General features: G+C 47.3%; 14 protein-coding genes. 13 read left to right on the top strand and 1 reads right to left on the bottom strand.

What is annotated here, in order from left to right; all coding sequences use genetic code 11:
* The first annotated feature begins 199 nt into the window (after positions 1-199).
* The 12 genes from HQM15_09055 (at position 200) to HQM15_09000 (ending at position 11787) form a co-directional block, all read left to right on the top strand.
* Complete coding sequence (locus HQM15_09055) at positions 200-1426, top strand: SUMF1/EgtB/PvdO family nonheme iron enzyme (protein ID MBF0492915.1); 1227 nt, start codon at positions 200-202, stop codon at positions 1424-1426.
* Positions 1427-1515: 89 nt separating this feature from the next.
* Positions 1516-1968 (top strand): transcriptional repressor, encoded by a 453-nt coding sequence (locus HQM15_09050; protein ID MBF0492914.1) that lies wholly within the window; start codon positions 1516-1518, stop codon positions 1966-1968.
* Positions 1965-2993, top strand: coding sequence for a tRNA lysidine(34) synthetase TilS (tilS, locus tag HQM15_09045; protein ID MBF0492913.1), 1029 nt, complete (start codon positions 1965-1967; stop codon positions 2991-2993). Before HQM15_09050 ends, tilS begins: the two co-directional genes overlap by 4 nt.
* A 71-nt stretch (positions 2994-3064) precedes the next feature.
* The gene (gene ftsH, locus HQM15_09040; protein ID MBF0492912.1) at positions 3065-4999 is read left to right on the top strand and encodes an ATP-dependent zinc metalloprotease FtsH; all 1935 of its coding nucleotides are present in this window, start codon (positions 3065-3067) and stop codon (positions 4997-4999) included.
* Between the two features lie 9 nt (positions 5000-5008).
* Positions 5009-5899, top strand: a complete 891-nt coding sequence (folP, locus tag HQM15_09035) for a dihydropteroate synthase (GenBank protein ID MBF0492911.1) — start codon at positions 5009-5011, stop codon at positions 5897-5899.
* A gap of 4 nt (positions 5900-5903) precedes the next feature.
* On the top strand, positions 5904-7256 hold the full coding sequence (locus tag HQM15_09030; GenBank protein ID MBF0492910.1) for a phosphoglucosamine mutase: 1353 nt from the start codon (positions 5904-5906) through the stop codon (positions 7254-7256).
* Positions 7257-7264: 8 nt separating this feature from the next.
* Complete coding sequence (locus tag HQM15_09025) at positions 7265-7978, top strand: pyridoxine 5'-phosphate synthase (GenBank protein ID MBF0492909.1); 714 nt, start codon at positions 7265-7267, stop codon at positions 7976-7978.
* An 8-nt stretch (positions 7979-7986) separates the two neighbouring features.
* Positions 7987-9531 carry an NAD(P)H-hydrate dehydratase gene (locus tag HQM15_09020; protein ID MBF0492908.1) on the top strand — a complete coding sequence of 515 codons (1545 nt, stop codon included), beginning with the start codon at positions 7987-7989 and terminating at the stop codon, positions 9529-9531.
* 105 nt (positions 9532-9636) lie between these two features.
* The gene (locus HQM15_09015; GenBank protein MBF0492907.1) at positions 9637-9909 is read left to right on the top strand and encodes a type II toxin-antitoxin system Phd/YefM family antitoxin; all 273 of its coding nucleotides are present in this window, start codon (positions 9637-9639) and stop codon (positions 9907-9909) included.
* Positions 9906-10322 (top strand): PIN domain-containing protein, encoded by a 417-nt coding sequence (locus HQM15_09010; protein ID MBF0492906.1) that lies wholly within the window; start codon positions 9906-9908, stop codon positions 10320-10322. Before HQM15_09015 ends, HQM15_09010 begins: the two co-directional genes overlap by 4 nt.
* Before the next feature lie 5 nt (positions 10323-10327).
* Entirely contained in the window at positions 10328-10735 is a 408-nt protein-coding gene (tsaE, locus tag HQM15_09005; protein ID MBF0492905.1) for a tRNA (adenosine(37)-N6)-threonylcarbamoyltransferase complex ATPase subunit type 1 TsaE, read from the top strand.
* Between the two features lie 146 nt (positions 10736-10881).
* Positions 10882-11787: an RNA polymerase factor sigma-32 gene (locus HQM15_09000; protein MBF0492904.1), complete on the top strand. Its 906-nt coding sequence runs from the start codon at positions 10882-10884 to the stop codon at positions 11785-11787.
* On the opposite strand, the gene HQM15_08995 is transcribed toward HQM15_09000, so the two are convergent.
* On the bottom strand, positions 11767-12312 hold the full coding sequence (locus HQM15_08995; GenBank protein ID MBF0492903.1) for a Uma2 family endonuclease: 546 nt from the start codon (positions 12310-12312) through the stop codon (positions 11767-11769). The genes HQM15_09000 and HQM15_08995 overlap by 21 nt on opposite strands.
* Positions 12313-12493: 181 nt before the next feature.
* Between HQM15_08995 and HQM15_08990 the strand changes: the two genes are divergently transcribed.
* Positions 12494-23944: a hypothetical protein gene (locus HQM15_08990; GenBank protein MBF0492902.1), complete on the top strand. Its 11451-nt coding sequence runs from the start codon at positions 12494-12496 to the stop codon at positions 23942-23944.
* Position 23945 lies beyond the last annotated feature (1 nt).

The raw sequence follows: 23945 nt of genomic DNA, 5'->3' as shown, positions 1-23945 counted from the left end.
TGGGGCATGGGGTGTTTGCAGTTGGAAGTCATCTTCTTCGTAGGGTTGGGCCTCCGTGCCCGACCGCAAATGGTGACGGGCGGCCACAGAGAGGGCCGCCCCTACGGTAGAATCTCCCAGCTGCCAAGACTTCATCGAGTTTGCAGGCCGAATCCCAGAGATTTGGCATCAAACACAGCTGCAAACCTTGATGCTGGCGATGGGAGCGGCTGGGGAGGGATTGGGCCCTCTAGAGGAGAGGATTGCTGCATTAAGAGTTCGACACGCAGAATTGAGTGACGCTCGATTAAAGGCTTTGAAAGAAGGTGATTTGGCTGCTGTCAGTGATATTGTAGGGCAGCAAAGAGTTCTGACTCGTGAAATTGAAGAGGCCGATGTTGAACGGATAGCTGCTATTCAAAGAGCCGAGCTTGAGATAATTTATGGCAAGTTGATCGAAGTCCAGGGAGGTAAATTCAGGATGGGAGGAGAGGATGCAGATGCCTCCCCGGATGAACTTCCGGTGCAAGACATTGAGCTTCCTAATTTTAAAATGGGAGAGACGGTAGTGACGAATGCCCAGGCAGGAAGGGTATGGGATGATCTTGCGGGTTTGGATTATGCGATCATAGGAACTGAAAAAAAGAATCCTTATTGCTGGATCGTAGGACGCTTTGCAACCCAAGAAGAGGCAGACGCAAAGGCTGCACAAATTTCAGCAGGAGAACTAAGAATACCGGAGTTGAATTATTCGACGAGTGATGGCCATCGTTATTACAATGATTTTTTTGGATCTAAGATCTTTGAGACAGGTGTTGCTTCTCAAGAGAATCCCAATGGCTTACAAGTAGTGAGGGTAAGGCCTGTACATATAGTGGATTCCAGAGTGAGTAAAGCCAATCGGCCTGCTACCCTGAGATGGGCGGAGGGTTTGAGTATTGTGGATTTTATAGGTCGAAAGCTCACAGGACGGTCTGGTCGTCTGCCCAGTGCAGCGGAAGAAGAATTTACGAGAAGAGGGGGGATTGATCCTCAAACAAAACAATGCCGCAATTTTAAATATGGGACCAATGATGGAACCATACCTAACGGAAGCAATGCAGATTTTGGGAGAACCTATGATTTTGAGAGAATCTATAGTGATGACAATGGCCCGAAGGATGTGGATGCTGTTCCAGTGAATCCCTTGGGTGTAAGAATTAAGGGGGTATTGGAATGGTGCAACGGTTGGTATGGACCCTTAGAGGGTTTATCTAAAACCATAGCTGGATCTTTAAACCCTGATGAATCTGATGAAGAAGATGCTTCAAGAGAAAGAGAGCTGCGCGGTGTTGAGTGGGACACCGTTTCGTTTAAGCTCGCGCGGGCAGCCGTGCGGCACAGCAGAGATCCTGGTGATTACCTCAGTATTTTAGGGTTTCGTGCCGTCGTTGTGCCTCAGGACTAAAAATTACCCTCACTCCTCAAGATATAACAAAGCGCAGATATAACAAAGCGCTTGATTGAAGCTTTCAGTTTGTTTTAGCCATTCGCTTCATGAAAAAAAATCTAGAAAAAAAATGGACTCCCGATGAAGTGCAAGCGGCCTTGGGAGAAAAAGGGGTTCGTTTTACAAAAAAGCGCGCAGTAGTTCTGGAGGCGATGCTTAATGCTGCAGGGCATCTCACTATTGATGAAATCCTTTTCCAGGTGAAGAAACTGGATCCACGCATTGGTTATGTGACGGTTTATCGCACCTTAAAAATTTTCAAGGAATGTGGATTTGTCAACCAGTGGCAATTTGGAGATGGTTTTTCGCGCTTCGAAAAAACGGGTGATCATCACGATCATCTGATCTGTTTAAAGTGTGGAAAAATTCTGGAATTTGAAGAAGATGAAATTGAAGCCCTGCAAAAATCGGTGGCGAAACGCTATCATTTTCAAATTGTCAGTCATGTGCATGAGATTTATGGGTATTGTAAGGAGTGTGTTTCAGTAAAAAAAATATGAGCCTCTACTCTCAGTTCAAGCAGCATGTCCTTTCCAAAAAACTGATCTCATCCAGCGATAAAATTTTGCTTTCCATTTCAGGAGGGGTGGATTCGGTGGTGTTGGCCGATCTGTTGTTTCGCCTTGGCCGAGAATTGGGTTTTGACTTGTCCTTCGTGCATTTTGATCATGGTTTGCGGGGAAAAGAATCGGATGACGACGCAAGTTTTGTCAAAGAATTGGCCAAGCGATATCAGCGGCCTTTCCATAAGCGCTCTCTGAAATCAAAACTCAGTTCCAAAAAAACAAACCTCCAGGCTTTAGCAAGAGCCTGGCGTTACCGTTTACTGGAGAGTCTGGCGCTCCAAAAACAATGTAGCCTTATTGTTACCGCCCATCAGGCCAACGATGTCGCAGAAACTTTTTTCATCCAAATGCTTCGGGGAAAAGGGCCCGAGGCTTGGGTGGGCTTAAGAGAAAAAAGTGTGTTGGAAAAAAATGGGCTTTTTTTGCTTCGGCCCCTGCTTCCTTTCAGTCGAAAGCAAATTTTGGAGTATGCCCAAGAGAAAAAAATACTTTGGAGGGAAGATTCTTCCAACTTGAAAACAGAGTATCTGCGCAATAAAATCCGCCATGGGCTTTTTGAGGCCCTTCACGAAATAAACCCCAAATTTTTAGAACTCTTTGCTCAGAATCTTGAAATTTTAAGGGAGGAACAAGACTATTTGTCCCAAAAAATGAAATCTTGGTTGGAAGAGCAGAAGTTGCAAACGCAGAATAGACTTTCACTCAGTCGGACTAAATTGCAGCAGTTGCCTGGGGTCCTTCGTTTGAGGGTATTAAAAGAAAGTTTAAAATGTATTGGTTTAACTTATGATAAAATAAAAAGGGTCCATTTGCTTAACATCCAACACTTGTTGCTTTCTTCCTCTCCAAAAGCAAGGGTGACCCTGGCCAATGAAATTGAGGTATTTGTCAAAAAGACAGAACTTGTCTTTAAACGGCATTCTAAAAGGGGTAAGCGCTCAAAAAATAAGTTTTTTTAGTTGATCCGTTGGATGCGGCGGTGTTAGCTCTTCAAGGGCTAAGTCGATTATATTTTAAGAAAGGCTTTCTTGTGAAACAGACGCATAAAACGCTCGCATTCTGGATTTTGATTCTGCTTATTTTTGTTTCCCTGGTGAATGTATTCAATACCAAGACTGAATTCAGAAAACCTGTGAGCTTCAGTGATTTGCTCGAGGCAGCGTCCAGTAACCAGATCGCACAGATTTCCATCCAAGAAGAAGAATACTTTGGCCAGTTCAAGAAGGAGTATAAAGAAGGGCCTATTCTTTTTGAGACCATAGGTCCTGTGAATTCAGAGAAGGCCCTGGAAATGCTTTCCAAGACGGATGCCAAAGTCGAATATAAAAAACGAAAAGATACTCCGATGTGGCAGCAGCTTTTGGTTTCCTGGATTCCCGTACTCCTTCTGCTTTTTCTCCTTTTCTTTTTTATGCGCCAATTTCAAATGGGGGGTGGCAAGGCAATGAGCTTTGGAAAAAGCAAGGCACGCCTCTTGAATGAAAATCAGAAAAAAGTGACCTTTGCCGATGTGGCGGGTGCAAATGAGGCCAAAAGCGAGCTGGAAGAAATCATCGATTTTTTGAAAGACCCCAAAAAATTTACCAAACTGGGGGGGCGTATTCCAAAGGGAGTTTTGCTGATGGGGCCCCCGGGAACAGGGAAAACCCTTCTTGCTCGCGCAATTGCGGGCGAAGCCGGAGTTCCTTTCTTTTCTATTTCCGGTTCCGATTTTGTGGAGATGTTTGTGGGCGTGGGCGCTTCACGCGTACGGGATTTATTCGAGCAAGGGAAGAAACACGCGCCTTGTATTATTTTTATTGATGAAATTGATGCTGTGGGTCGTCATCGTGGTGCAGGCTTGGGAGGTGGGCACGATGAACGGGAACAAACTTTAAATCAGTTGCTGGTTGAGATGGATGGATTCGAATCGAACGATGGTGTTATTTTAATTGCTGCCACGAATCGTCCGGACGTGTTGGATCCTGCCTTAATGAGGCCTGGCCGGTTTGATCGTCGTATTGTGGTTGCACGGCCCGATTTGCGAGGACGCGAAGCAATCTTAAAAATTCATACTCGTCGCGTTCCGGTAGGGAGAGACGTAGACTTGATGGTGCTGGCTCGAGGCACTCCCGGCTTTTGTGGAGCAGATCTTGAAAATCTGGTGAATGAAGCGGCACTTTTTGCGGCGGGGCAAAATAAAAAGATGGTGGAAATGAAAGATTTTGAAATGGCTAAAGATAAAGTTCTCATGGGGCATGAGCGCAAGAGTTTGATGATTAGCGATGAAGAAAAGAAAAATACGGCCTTCCACGAAGCGGGACATACGCTGGTGGCGCGGTTAATTCCTGGCACTGATCCTATTCATAAGGTGACCATTATTCCGAGGGGGATGGCTTTGGGATTGACTCAGCAATTGCCTGTGGGCGAAAAATTTACTCAATCGAAAGAGCAGACTGAGAATGATATCTCCATTTTGATGGGAGGGCGTTGTGCAGAAGAATTGGTGCTTGGGCAAGTGACCACTGGGGCTGGAAATGATATCGAACGAGCGACCGATCTTGCGCGACGCATGGTGTGTGAGTGGGGGATGAGCGAAAAACTAGGCCCTCTTACTTTTGGAAAAAAAGAAGAACAAATTTTTCTGGGACGAGAAATTTCCAAACACCAGGATTACAGCGAACAGACTGCGCTGGAAATAGACCAGGAAGTTAAGACGATAGTGCTGAAAAATTATGATCGCTCCAAGCATCTGCTTTCTATCAATCGAGAAAAATTAGAGCATTTAGCGGAAGCCCTTTTGGAATATGAAACCTTGGATAGTGATCAAATTGATCGAGTCATTGCTGGAGAGAAACTTCCTCCCTTTAAAAAAGGAGATTCAGAGGGTGCTACACCTAGTTCTGGGGTCAATGAAGCGGTGAGTAGCCCGGTGGGTTTAAATATTGTGTCTCCTTTTGTGAGTCCACAGCCGGGGAAGGCTTGATTTGATTTCATGTTACAGGATCTTTCTCCACTCCAACTCGGTCCCACAAATTTTTCTTTTGGGCCCTTTCCTTTTTTGATTGGTATTTTAAATGTGACCCCCGATTCTTTCTCGGATGGAGATTTGTATCACAATCCCAAGCAGGCTCTGAAACATGCCTTAGACTTGCAAGCTCAAGGGGCCGATCTGATTGAAATTGGTGCCGAGTCGACTCGTCCCGGAGCTACAGCAATTACGGTGCAGAAAGAATTGGATCGTCTTCTTCCTGTTTTGGATGTGTTGAGAGATCAAATAAATTTGCCTGTTTCACTCGATACGCGAAAGGTGAAAGTTGCCGAGAAACTTCTTTCTTACGGTGTTGATCTCATCAATGACGTGAGCGCTTTTGAATTTGATAAAGAGATGATTCCTTTTTTGGCCCAGCATCACCTGCCTGCAGTCTTGATGCATTCGCGGGGAAACCCACAGACGATGTCGAGCTTGAATCGATATCCAAATATTATGGAAGAGCTCTGTCGTTTTTTTGAAGAAAAATTGGAAGCCCTCGATAAAAAAAAAGTGGATCTGCGAAAGATTATTTTGGATCCTGGTGTTGGTTTTGCCAAAACAGGGAGCCAAAATGTTCAGTTGCTGGCCTACTTAAAACAATTGCAGAAATTCAGGCGACCTTTAATGATAGGGCTTTCTCGAAAGTCTTTTTTGAAAAAATATTTTGAAGAAGATCATGTTCCTCGTGATCGATCCACTTTAAGCGAAGTGGCCCATGCCTTGTGCCTGAACCAGGGAATCCAGTTTCTACGTGTGCACAATGTCGCGGCAGCGAGGCGTACTTGTACTTTAGTAAATGATTTTTTATCTTCTCCCTCTCCCTTTGAGGGAGAGGGTAGGGAGAGGGGGTAGTGTGATTAGAAAATTATTTGGCACCGATGGGGTTCGCGGAAAAGCAAATATTCATCCCATGACCAGCGAAGTGGCTCTTGGCCTGGGTCGTGGCATTGCTCAACTCTTTAAGCAAAAGGGCTCACCCCATAAAAGCCGGGTGGTGATTGGCAAAGACACGCGTCGTTCGGGCTACATGTTTGAAAATGCGCTCTCCAGCGGGGTTTGCTCGGCAGGTGCAGAGGCCATCCTGTTGGGTCCTTTGCCTACACCTGCCATTGCCTTCATCACGCGCGCCATGCGTGCCGATGCGGGGGTGGTGATCTCCGCCTCGCACAATCCCTATTACGACAATGGAATCAAGTTTTTTGACCATGAAGGTTTTAAATTGCCTGACGAGTTGGAATATCAACTTGAACAAAAACTGAATCAAAAAGAATCGGGAGATTTACCAAGCGGTACGGAAATTGGCAGGGCCTTTCGGGTAGAAGATGCGCCGGGCCGTTATATTGAATTTCTCAAAAGTGCTTTTCCGAAAGATCTTTTTTTGGAAGGGATAAAAATTGTGGTCGATTGCGCAAATGGTGCGGCTTACAAGGTGGCGCCTGTGGTGTTTGAAGAGTTGGGGGCTCAGGTTTTTGCGATGGGAGTTTCGCCCAATGGTTTTAATATCAATGAGAGCTGCGGTGCGCTTCATCCACAAAATCTGTCTCAGAAAGTAAAAGAGTTGGGGGCTGATATTGGAGTTGCTTTAGATGGCGATGCCGACCGGGTTGTTTTGTGTGATGAGCAGGGAGAAATTTTAGATGGGGATGTTTTTTTAGCGATTGCTGCCCTGGAACTAAAAAGAAAATTCAGGCTCAATAAAAATACCGTGGTGGCCACGGTGATGAGTAATTTTGCCTTAGAGAGATTTTTAAAAGAACAGAAAATCGATTTGTTGAGAGTGCAGGTGGGTGATCGTTATGTCGTGGAGGCCATGCGTAGCAATGCTTATAATCTGGGTGGGGAACAATCGGGGCATATGGTGTTTCTGGATCATGCAACAACGGGAGATGGCCTGCTGGCGGCCTTGCAGATACTGGCCATTATGAAACAGCAGGGTAAAAAACTTTCACAACTGAAAAAACTTTTTGAACCGCTGCCTCAAGTTTTGGAAAATATCAAAGTAGGGCGTCGGGAAGATTTTTTAAAATTTCCTTCGCTGCAAAAACTTCTGAAAGATTCTGAAAATAAACTGGGTGAACAGGGACGTTTGTTGCTGCGTTATTCGGGAACCGAGGCCCTGGTTCGAATTATGGTGGAATGTGAAAATCAGGCTTTAATTCCAAATATTATTTCGGATATCAAAACTGAGGTGTTGAAGGTGTTAGCTTAAAGGATTATATGCCACGTCTTGGAGTCAATATTGATCACGTTGCGACGCTTCGTCAGCAGCGTCACACCGTTTATCCTTCTCCCTTTGCGGCGGCCTTAATTGCGCAGGAAGCGGGAGCCGATCAAATTACCGTGCATCTGCGCGAAGATCGGCGGCATATTCAAGATGCCGATGTCTTTGAATTGAGAAAAAAAATAAAGATCAAACTCAATCTGGAAATGGCGGCCACGGATGAAATGGTGGCGATTGCCCTGCAAGTGAGACCCGATCTGGTCACTTTGGTCCCCGAAAAACGCCTGGAGCTCACCACAGAGGGGGGATTAAATCTCAAACAAAATTTTGACTTTTTAAAAAAGCAAATTCATCTGCTTCAGCAGGCTGGGCTTCCTGTGAGTTTGTTTATTAATCCTGATGTAGAAGACTTGCAGCTTTCGATCGATTTGGGAGTGGGCGCTGTCGAACTGCACACAGGCCAATATGCCGACGCAGAAACAGAAGCCGCACAAAAAAAAGAATTTGAGCGTTTGAAGCAGGCTTCCCAGTTTGGGGAAAAAATCGGCCTCAAAATTTATGCAGGCCATGGGCTACATTATGAGAATACGTCCAAGCTCTTGTCGATTCCAGAAATTATTGAATACAATATAGGGCATTCTATCGTTGCGCGTGCCGTGATGGTGGGTTTTGCGCAGGCGGTGAGGGAGATGAAAACGTTGTTAAAATAGGGCTAACCATGATCCTCGTCACCCGCGAAGAAATGCAATGGATGGATAAACAAGCCATCCAAAAAGAGGGAATTCCTTCCCTGGCCCTGATGGAAAATGCGGGGCGCGCGATTGCGGATTATATAATCAGGATGCAACAAGCGGCGGCCCTGCAAATTTCTATCCTCTGCGGCCCGGGAAACAACGGTGGAGATGGCTTGGTCGTTGCCCGAATTTTACACGAGTCAAAAATTTCAATAAAAGTTTTTCTGGCAGCGCCTGAAGAATCTTACCGCGGGGACGCCTTAATCAATTTGAGGCGTTTACCTCTTCCCTTCATTCCCTTGCATACACAACGTTTACTCAAGATTTATTACGACGAAATTGCCTCCTCTCCCTTCATCCTCGATGCCCTGTTTGGCACAGGGCTTTCTCGTCCGCTCACCGATTATTTTGCCTATTTGGTTGCAGAGTTGAATGCGATGAAGGTCCCCATTCTTTCGGTGGATATTCCCTCCGGACTTTGTGCGACGAGTGGAGAAAAAATGGGGGAAGCTATTTATGCGTCTGAGACTTTAAGTCTGCATCGTCCCAAATTGGGCCTGGTGAAAGGACCGGATTGTTTTCTGGCAGGGCACATTCATGTTTTTCCGATTGGGATCCCCGACGCTTATGATTCAAAAATCAAACGAAAAGAATTTCTGATTACGCCCGAAGCCTTCCGATCTTTTTTGAAAGCCCGTCCACGCCAAAGCCACAAATATAAATTTGGACAAGCTCTCACTATTGCGGGTTCCCGCAACAAAATAGGAGCCGCCTTGATGACGGCTCGGGCAGTTTTACGTTCAGGGGCGGGCTTGTCTACGCTAGCCTTGCCGGAAGAGGCGTATCAAAAGATTGACCCCAAATTTTCAGAAATCATGTTTGAACCCTTTAACCTTTCTTCTCCGGAATCGCTTTCTCTTTTACAAAGGGGGAAGTTTAAGGCTGTAGCCATTGGGCCAGGGATGGGAGTTTCTGGGGAGACTAAAAATTTTATTTTTTCTCTTCTTCCACAAGTTCAAACCCCTCTGGTGTTGGATGCCGATGCCTTGAATTTGATTGCGACCGATCTCTCTATCCTCAAAAAAATAAAAGCCCCAGTCCTTTTGACTCCGCATACGGGGGAGATGCAGCGGCTGTTAGAGGGACTACCTCCCCCTAACCCTCTCCTTATAAAGGAGAGGGAATATGAAGAAGTTTTAAACTTTGCCAAAAAATTTCAAGTGTGGGTTTTACTCAAAGGCTATCGTTCTGTACTCGCCACACCCAGTGGAGAACTCTGGTTCAACTCCAATGGAAATCCAGGAATGGCCACCGCAGGTGCAGGAGATGTGCTCACAGGTTTGCTTGGCGGCTTGCTGGCTCAAGGGCTTTCTATGAAAGTGGCCGCGAAGGCGGGGATTTGGATTCATGGACGAGCGGGAGATTTAGTAGCCGAAGAAAAAGGGGAGAAGGGGATCTTGGCCTGGGATATTGCGGAGAAGATTCCTTGTGTGTTGAAGGAGTTACTAACAAGTCGGCAGTTTATCTGACAGCCCACCAGGGCTTACCCTACCGACGGTTGTACTAGAGAGTCGCATTGCGTCAGTTTAATTGGCGACTCGTCAGTAGCGTCTAGTTGACTTTGGTGTACATTCATGTACAACAAAAAAATGATCAACGTCAAAATAGCCGAATTCAGAAGTCACCTGAGCGAATATCTCAAGAAAATTAGACTAGGAGAAGAGATTATTATTTTAGACCGTGATCATCCCATTGGGAGGCTTGTTTCATTTGAGAATAAGAAAGAAAACGTAGAAGCCCTTCCAAAACTCAAATCTTTTGCTAAAGTTGCAAAGATGAAATTTCCCCGATTAAATCCCGAAATTGATATTGTGGCAGAATTGATTAAAGAGAGAAGACGAAGATGATCTGTTATGTAGATAGTTCAGTTGTATTGCGGGTTTTATTTGGGGAGCCTTATTTATTAAAAGAATGGGGAAAAATTGAACGAGCTTTGTCTAGCCGTTTGCTCCGTGTGGAGTGCTATCGAACCCTTGATCGAATAAAGTTCCAACATAAAATTAAGAGCGAGAATATCTCTGCTTATCATTTGGGCCTTCATAAAATTTTATTTCCTATTACTTTAATTCCAATTAATGAAGCAATCTTAACTTTTTCTGAGGCTTCTCTTCCAACAGCTCTTGCCTCTCTGGACAGTATCCATTTATCGACAGCCCTATTTTGGAGAGAACGGGTTAAAGCTGATTTTCTGTTTGCAACCCACGATCAAGAATTAGCTCTTGCTGCCCAGGCTCAGGGCTTTGAAGTGATTGGGGTTTAGTTCGCATGAAATTTCTCTCCCACTCCCTCCAAAAAACTTTTGAGATCGCCTCTACTTTTACCAAACAATTAAAAGGCGGCGAAGTGATTGCCTTGATCGGCGATTTGGGTGCAGGAAAAACCCATTTTGTGAAAGGAATGGCCCAGGCCTTGGGGATAAATGAAGAAGAAGTGACTTCTCCTACCTTTAGCTTGATGCAAATTTACGCCGGCGCAAAAACGCTTGTTCATTTGGATTTATATCGTTTAGAGAATTTGGCTCAGCTGCAGGAACTGGGTTTTGAGGACTATCTTCAAACGGAAAACATCGTGGTCGTTGAGTGGGCCGATAAATTTATACAAGACTTGAGTTTTGATTTTAGGGTGGAGATTAGGAAAGTGGATACAACTACCAGAGAAATAGAAATTCATTAGATCTCTTTCATAAATCGCTGCACGATCCAATTGCGGCGTTGCGGTATCCAAAAAATCCTCATTTGCAGTAGCAAACTCCGGTATTTTGGACCCTCCGCGCCTTGCACTTGGACCGTTCGCTGATTTATGAAAGAGAACTATTATTTATGACTGAAATTAAAAATAAAAAAAGAACCTTGGGTCTGCAGAAGAATCAGACCTTGGTTCCTTCAGATCCCCTGCAACAGTACCTTCAAAAGGTTTCACGTTATCCTTTGCTTTCTGAAGAAGAAGAAAAAGAACTGGTCGAAAAGATGCATCAGTTTAAGGACGTGGAGGCAGCGAAAAAACTGGTGACCTCGCATTTGCGCTTGGTGGTGAAAATTGCCATGGAATACCGTTCTGCCTATCAAAATGTCTTGGATCTCATTCAGGAAGGCAATGTGGGTTTGCTCAAGGCGGTCAAGAATTACGACCCCGAGAAAGGTGCGCGAGTGGCGTATTATGCCTCTTGGTGGATACGGTCTTACATCCTGAAATATATTTTGGATAATTTTCGCCTCATTAAAATTGGTACTACCCAGGTGCAGAGAAAGCTGTTCTTTAACTTGATGAAAGAAAAAGAAGATCTTGAAAAGAAAGGGTTCGCTTCCGATTCTAAGGTGTTGGCAGAGCGCCTGGATGTATCGGAAGAGGACATCAACGACATGAGCCTGCGTCTGGCCAATTCCGAGCTTTCCATTGATGTGCCTGTTGGGGAAAATAATGGAACTTTGCATGTCGATTTGCTGAAAGATAGTAGTAAACCGGTAGACGAAACCTTATCCGAGCATCAAGTTAAAGATGCGCTCCTCGAAAAACTAGGTCAGTTCTCAAAAACACTTAATACTCGCGAGCTTAAGATCTTTCAGGAACGCCTGGTGGCGGATATGCCTAAAACTTTGCAGGATATCGCGGATGAATATGGAATTACCCGTGAGCGGGTGAGGCAGTTGGAAGAGCGTATCAAGGAGAAGCTGAAGGGGTATTTTGAGGGGGATGCCCCCAAAGAATCAGAAAAGTTGCTCAACTGAAAAACTTAATTCTTTAAAATAGGGGGAAGTGGCCCTTGCGTTCTTTTGAAAACAACGGAAGGTCTGAAAGCCTTCCTCGGTTAAGCTGAGAATCTCCAAACTTTGACCTTCGGGATCGACGATCCAGTATTCCTGAACCCCAAATTTTTCGTACAAGCGTTTTTTAATGCTTCGGTCCCAATCCCGGGTAGAGGGGGACAGAATTTCTACAACCAATTCAGGGGCGCCACTTACATTTTTTTCAGTAATAATTCCCAAGCGAGCCTTGGAAATAAAAATTAGGTCAGGTTGGACGACGTCTTCTTCAGAAAAGACGACATCTACCGGGGCAAAAAACAGTTCGCCTTCATTATTTCGAGCTGTTGGTGCAAGTAGCTCATATAATTTTCTTAGAACTTTTTGATGATAAGTAAGTGGTGCAGCAACCATATGAAAATCTCCATCCACGAGTTCATAGCGTCTTTCGGAAGGCATCTGCAGATAATCGGTATAGGTAAATCTGATTTTTTTTCGAAGGGTTTGCATGGCTCCTCAAAGCTAGAGCAACTTTCTTTCAAAGGCAATGGGTAAAATCTCCATTTAATAAAATGACGCAGTGCGACAAATAAAAAAATTAAAAATAGTTAGCAACTTTTTTTGCGTCCTTCCGATAGAGCCCCCCAATCACCAGAAGTGTAACTTTTTTGTTTATTTATAAGGGAGTTCTATGACCTCAGCACGTATTCCTTCGTCTGAAAACGCCATTCCTCATATTCCAACGGTGGGGCCAGTTACAGTACCTCATGCTCATTCAGGCACTGATACCGCAAATCCTACTCCAGCGCCCAATTTGGCTCGTGAAGTGGGGATGGCACTCCAACACAATACTCAAAATTTATGGAGGCGTTTGAATGGCCAGCGGCTATTAGCCTCTGAAACCCCTGCCCAGACAGAACACGAAGGTCCCAGCGCGGAGCAAATTCATGGAGTAGAAGTCGCGGTAGATCAATCGCTTTCGGGGATTAATCTGCAAGGCAGATCTCGTCTCAACCAAACCCAGCTGAATGCCCTGATAGAAGCCGCTACGCGTTTGGCCGCTGTGGGGCGAACGGCTCGGGTGACAGAACTTTTGGCTCGATTTGAACGCGAGACTCAAAGCTGGACCAGCCCCTGGGCCTTGGCCTCGGCAGAACGGGCCATGGCGGGTGTTTGGGCCCAGGCCGGGGATCATGAGAAGGCCTTGCAGCATCTGGATCGAGTGGCAGGCTATGTTTCAGAAAACCCTTTAGCCCATCGGGGCCGAGGGGCCCGCTTTTGTAGTGCCGAAGATCAGACTCGACTGGCGCAACTGGCGTCCATTCTGCCTATCTTGAGAGGCCTTTACGCCTCCGAGCAAACACCCCAACACATTGAAGCGGCCCTAAGTCGCCTGCGAGCCAAGGTACAGGCCCATCCCGAGAACGTGTTGGCCACCGAACTGAGAGATCAACTCGAAGGATCCCTGCAACTCTCTCGGCGCGGGCTTTTGGTAGGAGTGCTGCAGACCGTACTCTCCGAATGGGCGCAGAAACAAGTTCAAGAACATCATGCTTCGCAAGAAGGGCTTGATCACGAAATTCAGGCATATCTTCAAGCCGTATCGCAATATTTGGAACATCACGAACATGCCACGCTCAGCGAGGCCCTAGCTTCTGTTTTGACGGATACTCGGGCGGCTCTAGGTTTTGTGCAGGTTCAGGATTTTTTATCTCACACGGCTCCGGAATCTTTTGCCCTAGAAAATTGGATGCGGGCTCACTTCTTTCACGACAGCTCGGATACGCGTACCGTGGCTCAACTCCTCATCGATTTTGTGGCCGCCAATGAAGAGACGCTGAGGGTGGGGGAAGGCGAAGTGGATGCGCAGATTTACGATTTGGCCTTGCGCCTGGGAACTCAAGACCGGGGCTATACACAGAGCGGCATCCAGCTGGCCGGACTTTTGGAACAACGCCACAGCCTGGGGAGCTTGCCTGCGGGCTTACGAGCCACTCTGGAACTCAAGGCCCAAGCCAATACCGTGCTTGGGGAGTTGCAAAACTTCATTCCCGGCCTGGGGCACAATGTCTTACAGACCTACAGCCATTTTCTGATTCCCTTTGCGATGGGTCGCGGCCTGTCGGTGGCCACCAAGGCCATGGGCATTGCCCGTTTGGGGGCGGCCCTTGGATTTTTACTTCCCTGTGCGGCAGAGGCCGCGGGTTTTACGGTGGCGGGAATGGGAGTAGGCGGGGCCTTTGCGTATGCGGACAGCCAGAACCCTCTGCATCAAGATGCCTATAGAAATTTTTTAAGCCATGAAGTGACGCCTTATGCAGGGGCAAAAGGTTTTGCCAGCATGATGATTACCTTTGCCACCTGTCATGGCTGGGGGGCAGCGTTCAAGGCCTTAGCTCGTCCGCTGCGTACGCTTTTGTTTGAGAATGTCTCGTCTTCTGCGATGAGGGCGTTGAGCAATCGTTCTTTATGGGTGCTTGATTATTTGCTGACAGGTCCTGGGAGTTTTTATGCCTCGGGGACGGTGAATCAATTTTTAGGATTGGAAGAAGAAGCGAGGAAACCTTCCTGGAGTTTAGGGTTTTTGGGGAATGTGATTGAAGATCTCAAGATGAAGGCCGGCGGAGGCTTGATTGAAGGGGTTCCAGGAGCGGGGCACTGGATGCATGGGGTGGAAGGGCGGCATCATCTATTATCAGAGGCTCGACGTTTTCAGCCTTTTCTGCGTGAGCTTGCTATTCCTCCTTTTGGCGAAAGAGGTTTGAGGATGACGGAATTGCTGCTGGCTTTGGAGCGGCGCCCAGTGCCTGCTGCACAGGCTTCTTCGCATGAAGGTTTATGGCATTATTTGACGGGTGAAATCGATCTTTCGCGACGTTGCAGCCACGAAGAACTATTGGCCGAAGTGCGCGAACGAATGAATGGGCACGAAGTGGACCTGAGAGAACTTTTTCATCTTCATGGTTCTGAAACAGAGCACCCAGCTTATCGGAGTTCAGGCGAACAAAGGCCTGCGGGCTTTGATCTGCGCGATCTGCAAATGGAGGCGTTTACTTATGAAGCGACACGAAATTTGAATGCCCAGGGCTTGATAAGATCGATTGCGGATTTAGGCCTCTCCAGTTCAGAGCGCTTGCGCCTGCTGCAGAATGCCTTGGAACTGGGCGTTGAGGCACATACCCTGGCAGGGATTCGAGCCTTGTCGGAGGGAAATCCGGAGCAGCTGGCTTTTTATTTGAGACCTTTCTTGGATCGGGATTTAGAGGCAGTGCAAGGCGTTTTGGGAGAGGTGAGGGATTTTCAGGGGCGGCAGGGAGGAGAGAGAGAGCCAGTGGATGCAATTGATAATTCTACGATGGGAGAGGACAGGGAGAGGGGGATCTCGAGTGCACCCGCGACCCCCCTCTCTCCAACTCTCTCCCCTCAAGGGAGAGAGGGTCGAGCTTCTTATCCCTCCGCAGAAACTTTTTCTATACATTCTAATTTAGTTTTCCCCTCTCCCTCGACGGGAGAGGACAGGGAGAGGGGGATCTCGAGTGCACCTGCGACCCCCCTCTCTCCAACTCTCTCCCCTCAAGGGAGAGAGGGTCGAGCTTCTTATCCCTCTGCAGAAACTTTTTCTATACATTCTAATTTAGTTTTCCCCTCTCCCTCGACGGGAGAGGGCAGGGAGAGGGTGACCCCGAGTGCACCCGCGGTCGCCCTCTCTCCAACTCTCTCCCCTCAAGGGAGAGAGGGCTTGGCCATCCAACAAGCCTTAGCGGCCCAAGTGAGAGTTCGAGATCAAGAATCGCTGAATCGCCATGCCCAAGCAGAGCCCGAGAGATTGGCGTCTGCAGCGCGTGCGCGGGTGACTGCAAAAGATGCGGCGGGTTCAGGTTCAGGTAGAGATGAAGGAACTTCCCAAGGCTTTTTCTCGGATGGAAAATCCGATCCAAAAAATCCTCTGGGTTTGGAAAATCCTGCAGTGCCTGCAGAACTCCTGACAGCAACAAAATTAAATTCTCCAGAAGGTGCAGCGGCGCAACTGGGTTTGGAAATTTCCGGAGTGGACGCGGCGTCTCGAGTGGAAGGGGAAGGCGTGGAAGGGCTGCAGGCTGCGGGGCGTAGGGGATCCTCTGCCTCAGCTGTCAGAGGGGAAGCCCTAGCCCTCAAGAGAAAGATTTATACGCGACTCACCGATACAAGCCAGAGTGCCTCCACTGCTTGGGAAAGGTTTAAAAAACAAAATTTTAAAACCAAGGCGGCAAACGATAATGCCCGCCGTGCCCTGGCCGGTATTACAGATAAAGGTCTGGACGCCAAACAAAGAAAGGTTCTGTTTCAACGCCTGGATGATCTTCAGGCGATCTTAAATCCAGGTTTAAATATCCAAACCAATCCTAATGTTGAACGCGTGTTTATCCCCCATCGCGGTGAAATTGCCGTGCGTATTGCGCGCAGTGTACATAAGCAGGGAATGACTCCGGTGATCATGGTGCATGAAGCCGAGGCGAATCATGCCTGGGTGAGAAAGGCCGTTGAGGAGTTTGGCGCCGAGGCCAGGGTGTTTGTGCGTCTGCGTGCTCCGGAGTCCGACAGCAAAAAAAGAGCAAAAGATTTTAAATACACTTCCACTACCCCCATTGATACCAGCTTTGGAACGGCCGATGCTGTTCGTGCGATTCGTCAACACCAGGGCTTTGTTCCTGTGGTGGTGGCAGAAGCACCTGCGAAGTTATCCGAGGCCTTGAGGCAAGAAATGGATGCTGCAGGGCAGGTGGAACATTTGATCAGTAGTGGTGACCCTGTCGTTACGGATGAGAATTTGATCAATAATTTGTATCAAGATGTAAATCATATCGCCCTGGAAGCCAGGCGTTCCAATTGTCAGGCGGTGCATCCAGGCTACGGTTACAAATCGGAAGCCCATGAGCTGGTGACGGCATTAAATGGGGAGGGGTTGATTTTATTTGGCCCTTCTGTGAAAAGTATGCTTCGTGCGGGCGATAAAGATGTAGCCAAGCAGGCCTTTATCGAAGCGGGGATTCCCGTTGTGCAAGGGACTCAGGTGGGACACGAGAATGCCTTGTCGCTAGCGAGAGAACTTTTGGAGATTGGATTTTTTAAATCTGAAGATAGGCAAAGGGTTTTGGCGGTGCTCTCAAACATTGAGAGAAATGAAAGTTTCGAAGAGATTGCCTTGGCCTTTGGGGCTCGCCTCAAAGCTGTCGGAGGCGGTGGTGGAAAAGGTCAGCAGACGGTCTATACTCTAAAAGAATTAGTGAATGAATTTGGAACCTGTCAGGAAGAAGGTAAAAGCAAAAGAATTTTGGCAGAACGGTTTATTCCCCGTTTTCAGCATGTGGAATTTCAAATTATTCGCGACCGTTTTGGAAACACAGGAATACTCAGTGAAAGAGAATGTACGCTTCAGGAAGGGGATCAAAAACTCATTGAAATTTATCCGGCTGAAATTTTTGCTCGTTTCCCTGGTTTAAGAGAAAAGATGTATGAAGCGGTGCGCAAGGCCGCGCAGGCCGTGAATTATACCGGACATGGAACGGTAGAATTCATGGTGGATCCCGATACCGGTGATTTTTTTGCCATGGAGGTGAACGCGCGAATTCAGGTGGAACATCGCGTGACGGAACTCGTGACCCGAATTCTCGGACGAGAGGACGAAACGGCCGATCTTATTTCAGATGCTATCGACATTGGTCGAGGTCTTCCCCTTTCTTACCTTCAGGAGAGTATTGAAAATCATGGGTCAGCGGTGGAAGTTCGTTTGAAAGCAGCAGATCCCAACAGTCTTTATCGCGGTAGAAATGCCCCTTCCCCCGGAACAGTGAATCGCTTGGAATTTCCTGAGAGCGAAGGAATTCATGTGGAGACCTCTATCGCGAGTGGCGATAGAATTTTCGGTTTCTTCGACGCCATGTTTGCCAAGCTTGTGGTTTATCATCCCGGAAAAAGATTGCAGGTGCTTCAAAGAGCCTCTCAGGCCTTATCCAAAACCGTCTTTGAGTCTGAAAAAGCCAAGGCGGATATTTTGGGCCAACTGAGATTTCTGGCGCGCGAAGCGGTGCGAACCGGAGAATACGATAATCATTACGCAAGCAATGGCCTCGAGAAAGCCTTGGGAAAAGCGGCCTTGCAAAGCAGAGGGCGCCCAATTCCCCGTGAAGAATTTGAAGATCGCAGCAGTTATCGTTACAAAGAAAAAAGAGCCTTGAAATTAAGATCAGCGGTCAGCTTACACCTGGAATGTGTGGCGAATATTAGACTTCCCACTGCCAAAAATATTGATCTGCTGCAACAACGCCTCGAAGCTTTTATTTCCGATCCCCTCAGAACTTCGGATCCTTTACTAGGAACCCTGGCCAAATTTTTTCAGCAAAACAGGGCATTCAGAGAAGAGTTGGCAAGGCTTCAGCGAGATCCAAAGAATGAAATTACTTTCCAGCTCAACAGTATCGGTGATCTAAAAAATATTCGTATTCGTCAGGCCTCGGGGCATAAAACAGTTTATGTGGCCTCTGATCCTGTTCCGGGTTTGCCTGCCGGGGAGATGGTTTACTGCGTTCATTATAACAGACATTCCGAGTTGTTTCAGCCCCCTTCCATCGAATATTTTTCGGGAGGATTTAATAGTGATTATTTTCAATCGGAAGCCGTGCCTTTGCTTGCGGCTCGTCAGGGGCTTTATAACTGGGAATATGAAGTTGCTGGGGCAGCGAAGGGTGGAAGCCCTGCACGATTAAAAGTGGATATCAGCCTTTCTCCGGAAGGCGTCGCCACCTGGGGTTTTGAAAATGCCTCGCGTGTGAGGTTGTTTGCCGGGGAATCCGCAGAAAATAATGCAAATCTGGCTGTACAACTGTTTGAGAATTTTAGCAGAGGCCTGGATGAAAAAGACAGAACCCAATCTCTCAAAAATTTGGGTCATCTTTTTGAGTTGATTGCCAAGGGTTTTGATATGGAGCAAAAAAGGCAGTTTGTAAAACAGATTGTAACTCTTGCAGAATCACTCACCACGCCTTTGACCGCACTTTATAATAACAAGGCTTTGAGTCCCAAAGCTCGACAGCTGGCTGAAAACATTCAAACCCGGCGCGAATTTCGTGGGCATCATCTGGAGAGCATAAAACATCTGGATGCAGATGCCCTGGTGGTGAACTTTTATAAAGTGGAGGGCAGGAATGGGGATGCCAGACGAATTCAACGTTCTTTTGCCCGTGTCAAAACAAGCCCCGAAAAAGCTATCCAAGATTTGCATGATATTGGGCACACCTTGAAGCTGAGAAACTCGGATTGTAAAAATTGCGGCAGCAATGTGGTGGAATTGATGATGGCGAAGCCTGCCGGCTTTGAGGAGGCAAAATGGCTGCAAAGCTTTGCCGAAAGTTTGAACAGCGATTCCAGCTGGGTCAGTGAGTCCAATCTTCGCCGAGTGACGGTTGCCTTTACGGAGGGGAATGCTTACCCTGTTTATTATACCTTCGTTCGAGAACCCAATGGCCAAGGCCTATCCCAAAAATTTGTAGAAGCCACTAATCTCAGATCTCTTCAGCCTTTCACGGCCAATCGTTTAATTGAAATTGAACGCCTTTCTCTTTTTGATTTAAGACGTGATCAGGTCAATTCAGACCGTGATGTGCATTTGTATTATGGTTCGGGAAAAGAAAAAGAGGTGAAGGGAGATGTGCGTCTTTTTGGAAACTTGGTGGTGAGGCGTGCCCAGGTGTTGCGTAATGAACAGGGTGTAGTGGGTATTCCAAAATTGGAGGAGTTGTTTGTTAAAAGTATTCGGGCGATGGAACAATCGTTGACGGATAATGCGAAAGAATCGGCGAAGTGGAATCGCTTGTTTATGAATATACTTCCCGAATTGGACATGACTCATGACGAGACTGTCGCTTATGTTGAAAACTTGGCCACCCAGCACTGGGAGTTGTTGAGAAAACTTCATCTTGAAAAAGTGGTGGTGCGTGGTCGTATTAGGGTTTCTGAAACTTCCAATAAATATCGCGAGGTTTTAATTACGATTACCAACCCTACGCGCTATCGTTTTGAAGTGAAGGTGAAAGCGCTTGAAGAGGCCTTGTTTGCCAATGCAGCAGGGGCTGAGCTTCAGTCGAAAAGAGTCATGGTGAATTGGAGTGATGCCAGTACAGTTGCATCGCTGACAAAAACAAATAGGCCCCTCGGGGAGATTGCCTATAAGTTTTTGGACGAATCTAAGGTGAGTACGGCGACACCCGTGGAATTGAGAGCTAGAAAAGTTCAGGCGACTGGGGGTGTCTTTGCCTATCATGTGCCTATGCACATGGATGCCGCCATCAGTGCATTGGCTAGAGAACATCCTAGAGCATTTAAGGGGAACACCCGCTTCGTGGAACTGGATCTAGAACATGTGGTGAAGGGCAGTGCGACACCGATCAATCCATCCACAGGAAAAATTGATTACAATCATCCGGGGCAACTTGTTCCTGCGGTGAATGCCGACGGTCAAGCCAGAGAAATAGGACGAAACAAGGCGGGGGTGGTGATAGGTTTGATGGAAAACGACATGGGCCTGGGCTTTCCCGTTCGCCGTTTGAGTATCCTTGGCGATCTCTCGCATGACCCCTCCAAAGGCTCTATTGGCCATGAAGAAACGGCGCGCATTATTGCGGCCATTCACTATGCGGCAGAAAATGGTTTGGATATCGATTGGCATGTGGCCTCCGCCGGGGCCTTTATTGACAGGGATTCCGGGGTAGAGGTGCTGGATGCGGTGAGTGCCACCTTTAGAGAAATTGTTTTAAATTGCATTAAGCAAAATGCAGAGCTTGGTAAACACCGAGTACGCATGAATTTTGTGGTGGATGATTTCAGTATCGGTATCATGTCTTATGATATTTCGATTGCTGCCATCGCGGAGGCTACCGGTGGGGTGGTGATCATGACTCCTCGTGGAAGTCTGGCCCTCACTGGCCCCCAAGCCTTTGCAGCCGCAGCAAATCCAACTGCCTCGGTGACCCAACTGCCTGGCATCGTCAAAAGAACCTTTCCGGGCGGCATTCAAGATATGGCCGGATACAACGGGGTGCATGGTCCTAATGGTGAAGCGCAACTTTTTGCACCCAATCGACTGGAGGCTCACAAACAATTACTGCTGCTGCATTATTATACGGCAGTGGAACGCAATGGTCAGATTGTGAGCAGACGACGCAGCAAAGATCCGGTAGATCGCGATGTGACCCAAACTCCGTGGATGGTGAATGGTGTTGAACAGGGAAACATTGGCGACCTGATGAAAAAATTAGGTGCTCCAATGCCCCAGGAAGATTTTCTTCCTTTCCTTCGAGCCTTAATCGATCAGGATGCCCCGCCCCCTCTCTTTTTATGGAAAGATTACAAGGGAGAATTTCATCTTCAAAATGATGCCTTGAAAATTAAAAACAAAGAACCCATGGCTACAAAAACAGTAGCGGCTATTGCTCAAATTGGCGGGCAGCCGGTGATGTTGGTGTTTCAACCTGGGGTGCTTGCGCCGAGTGATTCTGCAAAAATTATGAGGGCCATTGGCAAGGCCGATGGGCGACTTCCTTTGGTTCATCTTTATGACAATCTGGTTTTTATGGCCATTGGTCTTGCGATGCAGGAACGTCAATTGACCAACGGCGGCAAATACGGAACGGCCAATGTCTTGTTTGAGGGGCCTCAAGTCATGGTGAATCTTGGGGCCTGTACCGGCGGTGGAAAAGTGGTGGTCGATCGGCAACTGGCTGCTCCTGAAGATCAGGAGGCCTTCCGTGTGTTGGCTTTGGAAGGAGCCAGAGAACAAGTGCTGGATGGGCGTGGAGTTGCCCTGGTGGTTTACGGAAGAGAAATACTCAAGGCTGCCGAACGGGATGCACGTATGAAAAATTGGCAGGGTTTGGTGACCGATGCCATTCGTGCCCAGGCAGAGGCAGATGAGCGTGTGAAAAAAGGAGAGGCCAAGCTGGAAGACGTGCAGCGAGGGCTTGTGTTGCAACCCATTCTTGAAGAGTACGTCAACAAAGAGGCCGCCATTTACAATGCCGCCAATGGAATGGAGCGTGCCCTTGCGGTGGCTTCTGTAAACCAGGTGATCCAGCCCTCTGAGTTACGAGCGAAGTTGATTGAGGAAATAAGAAGCGCCAAGGCCGCCTATAAAAGGCGTGTGCCCGAGCGAAGATTGGAAGCCTTGCAGGAAGTGATAGCGCGCGCGAATCAGTTGCCTAGAGATGTAATGGCTGCAGGGGTAAGGCAATTGTGGAATAAAGGTGTTGATATCGCAGCTGCTTTGCGAAGAGGCTTAGAGGAACTGTCGGCGAGACTTTCCGCGGCTGCCGAGCATCTAGTACCGGCAGCCTCAGAAGATATTCCCGTTTACAATTTTACGCTGTTGCCTGGTGCCCGTGTGACTTTGGATCAGGTGATTCCTGGGCACAGGCATGAGGCTATTTTGAAACAATTGGAAATTTCTACAACAGAAAATGGAAAGGCTTGCGCCTTGCGCTTTAGAGAGGGCTTTGATCCTCAATTTGCAGGGGAAAGGCCTCAAGTGATTTGTCGCATTGATGATCAAGAATTGGTCTATCCCTTAAAACCCCGAATTGTCCAGCTGCTGGAAGGAAACAAATTCGATCTGGTGATTCGAGGTGAGCGAGTGAGAATTTGTCTGGGGGGGCTGGTAGAAGAAAACAGTGGGCCGAAGGGGGGTGGTGCTGCAGAGGGCGATTCAGTAGCTACTGTTGCTGCTGTCAGTACCCAATTAAGCCGACTCATCGAAGCAGGGACGGATGTTTTTGCTCGGGTCATCGGCCAAGTAGGAAAGACTGGCGTCTTTGATGTGGCTCTGGCAAGGGATCTCCTGGCTGTGGTGGATTCAGGCGTTGTGGATTATGGGGATCGACATCATAGAGTTCAGGTTCCATTAAATCAAGCGTGTTCTCTCGGTAGAGGAGGTGATTTCCCTGAAGGCAATGAATTTTCTATTTCACGAATATCATCATTTTATCAGACTGCTAATCCATATGCTGTGCATTATTATATTCAGCGTGAAGGTGGGGTAAGAACAGATATCCCCATCATTTTAAAATATATGGATGGAAGAGTTGAGGTTCATCTCTTAAATGAAAAGGGAGCGGGTATAAAAGATATGGGTGGGTTGGGTGTTGCGGGGGAAGAGTTTACAGGAGAAGTAAGCAAGGTTTATATATTGGTAGAGGGGCGAATGATTGAAAGCATTTTCCCTGGCCATACTCGAGTAGATCTTAAGTTAGAAGAGAATGGAGAAGTCGGTCTTGATAAGTTGAGAGGGGAAGAGTGGGGAGATGGGGGCTTAAGAGGCGTAGGAGTAATTGATGGGATGGCCTCTACTCTTGAGGGACGGGTCAGCCTTAAACGCACTGGCAAGACTTACCAATTAAGCCTGGCTCCACATCCATACCCCTTTATAAAAAATATAGAAGATCATCTTTTTGTCTGTATACAATCTCCAAATGGAAAAAACAGAAGGGTAAGCTTAGAAGAGTTAAAGCAATCCCCAGTTTCATTTTCGGATGGGGATATCTTAAAACTGTCGGTGGCAGGTGTTTTCTATGATCTCTATACCCCTCAAGCCGTAAAATGCTCTAAGGGGATTGATTGTGTGGTTCCCACAGGGGAAACCAAACGCTTAAGCGAATTTGTGGAAGAAGATCATTCAGAGAGAGAAACACTCCAAAACTTTGAGTTGCTTGCTGTAATGCAAGACAGTGCGGTGGTCTACAAATTGAGGGCGGTTAATCCTTGGGCGGTAAGAGAAGGAGTCTTTTTGAAAGGTGGTGAAGAGGACAGAGCGATCCCTCTTTTCCATCATCAACACGGGGAACATAGTTTTGAATTAGGTGATTCTTTTGTACTTACTGTGAATGGCAGACCGCTTAAGTTCAATATTGTCGACCCAACAAGCCCTGGATCTACTCCTCCCGGCGCTGGCCCAGCTGCTCCTGCACGCATCGTGCGCACGGGGTTTCTTCGTACAGTGGGGGGGATAATGCTTCCACTCACCGTTGGACTTGCCACTTACCTCGCTTCTTCGGTCTCCGAGGCCGCTAGTTTTGTGGCCGGGCATCTCTCTTCTTGTTGCTCGGGTGTTTTTTTTTAGC

This window comes from Deltaproteobacteria bacterium, assembly GCA_015233135.1.
Classification (GTDB): domain Bacteria; phylum UBA10199; class UBA10199; order JADFYH01; family JADFYH01; genus JADFYH01.
This window is presented reverse-complemented; position numbering and strand designations above follow the sequence as displayed.